Origin of the sequence: Paraburkholderia guartelaensis (assembly GCF_004353905.1) — a bacterium.
GTDB lineage: Bacteria > Pseudomonadota > Gammaproteobacteria > Burkholderiales > Burkholderiaceae > Paraburkholderia > Paraburkholderia guartelaensis.
In genome coordinates, this window is sequence record NZ_SMOD01000134.1 from 1 (window position 1) to 2,206 (window position 2,206).

Annotated in this window: 2 pseudogenes; both read right to left on the minus strand. The window is 63.9% G+C overall.

From position 1 onward, the window contains the following. Nucleotides 1-232: 232 nt before the first annotated feature. Nucleotides 233-811, minus strand: a pseudogene (locus tag E1N52_RS43495) (helix-turn-helix domain-containing protein); the annotation flags it as partial. 253 nt (nt 812-1,064) lie between these two features. Then, a pseudogene (locus tag E1N52_RS43500) lies at nt 1,065-1,922 on the minus strand (ISNCY family transposase); the annotation flags it as partial. Between the last annotated feature and the right edge of the window lie 284 nt (nt 1,923-2,206).

Here is a 2,206-nt window from a genome sequence, read left to right on the forward strand (position 1 = left end):
AGGACGGAAGCGGTGTCGCCGGCCGCTACCGTGCAACGGCTGGGAGCACGTACGCCATCACCGAGTGACAGCTTCCAGTTCTTTTCGCCCAATTCAAAGGCGACAAACAGCCTGCAGGTGATCGCGGTGTCCTGTGCGTGCAGGGTTCTCTCGGGTGCGTCCATTTGCGTGCTCCTTCCGGGAAACGGTCCAGACAAACCGTTTTACTCCTGGGGGCTTACGCGGGCTGTCCCTCATAGTATCTGAAGGTCGACTCCGTTTGCGTGAAGTGCAGGTGCATGATGCGGCTCGTCGCGTCGTCCACGTACACCAGCAGGGTGCAGGCCGGCGCCCGGTCCTCGAACCAGCGGTGGTCGCTGCCGTCGATCTGGATGAGCTCGCCGAAACACGCGCGCCGGGCACGTGGCTGATGGATTCCCGGCGGGCGCTGTTTGCGCGGCACCCAGAGTCCGGCGTCCGTCATCAGGTGCCGCACGGTTTCCTTCGACAGCACGAGGCCATGGCATTCGCGCAGCTTCTCGCAGGCCAGCGTGGGCCCGAAATCGGCGTAGCGCTCGCCGATCAGCCTCAGGGCGCGTCGCACCAGAGCGTCGGGCAACTGATGGTTGCTGGGGCACCCACGTCGACGTGAAACCAGCCCGGCCGCGCCTTCACCGAGATACCGGAGAACCAGCCGCTCCACCTGCCGACGACTGATGCAGAGCCGTTCAGCCGCCCGCCAGGGCATCAGGCGGGCCTCAGCAACCGCCTCGATGACCTTCAGCCGGTCCAGTTCGCGCATGCTCATGGTGATCATCCCGGTATCGGCCATGACCGGCTCCGCGGTTAGGTGAGAACCGCGCCAGCATGGACCGGTATGCGCCCGGGTACGACATCTGTACTTTGCCCAAGTACGACACTACTACTTTGCTCCTACACCTAATGTCCCGGCCAGATAGAGATGTCCGATCTCCGGCTCAATAGAAATGTCCGGTTTTACCAAGGTTTGGTTCTGTCTTTCCCTGGTTCGATCTCCAATCCGTGTTGAAGGATAGCGTCTGAAGCAGCAGGGCGCTGGTGCTCATTCAGCGAGCCCTCGCAGACCGCCGGCCAGGTTTTGAATCTGGCTTTGGGGCCTGCGCCAGCTTCACGATCACCGCTTCCATGTCCGCCTGCGTGAACTCGCGCTGCTTCTTCGTGCCCGGCACCCGCTCGGCCGGGCGCACCACGATGCCGCGATTCGTGCGCGAGGGCGAGCCCGAGGCGCGCCGGTCGTCGCGCTGCGCCTGCAGTTCCTGCGCCACCGCGAGCGCATGCGCGAGCCGCTTGTGCTCGACCACCGCACCCTGGTCCACCTCGGTCAGGCGGTCATACTCGCGGTACGGCAGTACCCGCGCGTCGGCCCGCAACTCAATGCGTCCGTCCGGGTACTCCCAGACCTCGATGTAACGGTGCACCAGCTTCCGGTTCTGCAGCGTATCGTCGAGCAGGTACATCACGCGGTCGTACTGCACCGTGAGCGACTTCGTCACACGCCGCGTCTCGCGCCAGGTGAGCAGGGCGTCCAGATCCTCGTCTTCCCGCAGCGGCCGGTGCGCGTCGAACGTGCTCCTGGGCGGCTTCGCAAAGCGCACGTTGTAGGCCGCCATGAAGGCAGGCGCATACGCATTGGCGTCCGCCACCGTGCTGATGCCGCGCAGGCGCAACTCCTTCACCAGGCGGTCCTGCAGCGTCAGGTGCGCGCGCTCCACGCGGCCCTTGGCCGAGCTGCTGTTCGCGCAGAACGTCTCGATGTTCAGTTCGTACATCGCGCGCCCGAAGTGCGTCACGCTGCGCCCGGTCTCGTGGGCCCTGACACTGCGGAACACGCTGGCCTTGTCGCTGTACAGCGCCACCGGTTTGCCATGACGCTCCAGGTACGCACGCGTCGCCTCGAAATAGCTTCTATGGGGTATTCGAAGTCAAGCCCCCTCGATAGCGATTTTGATCGCCAGATTCTCTCTTTGGACTCCACGAGTTATCCTCGGCCTGCCGGCGGGGTCTCCTCATGTGGCCACGACGCCGGCAGGCGGTGGATAACTCGTGTGCGTCAACAAGTGGTTATCGGCTTTCTTTCCCTCCTGCTCAACACGTCAATAGTCTTTGGTTCGGAGCGCTCGATGTCGGGCGTATGCCCGATCTAACTTCTATCCGTGCCGGCACCACGGCCGGTCACCCTATACCGCAT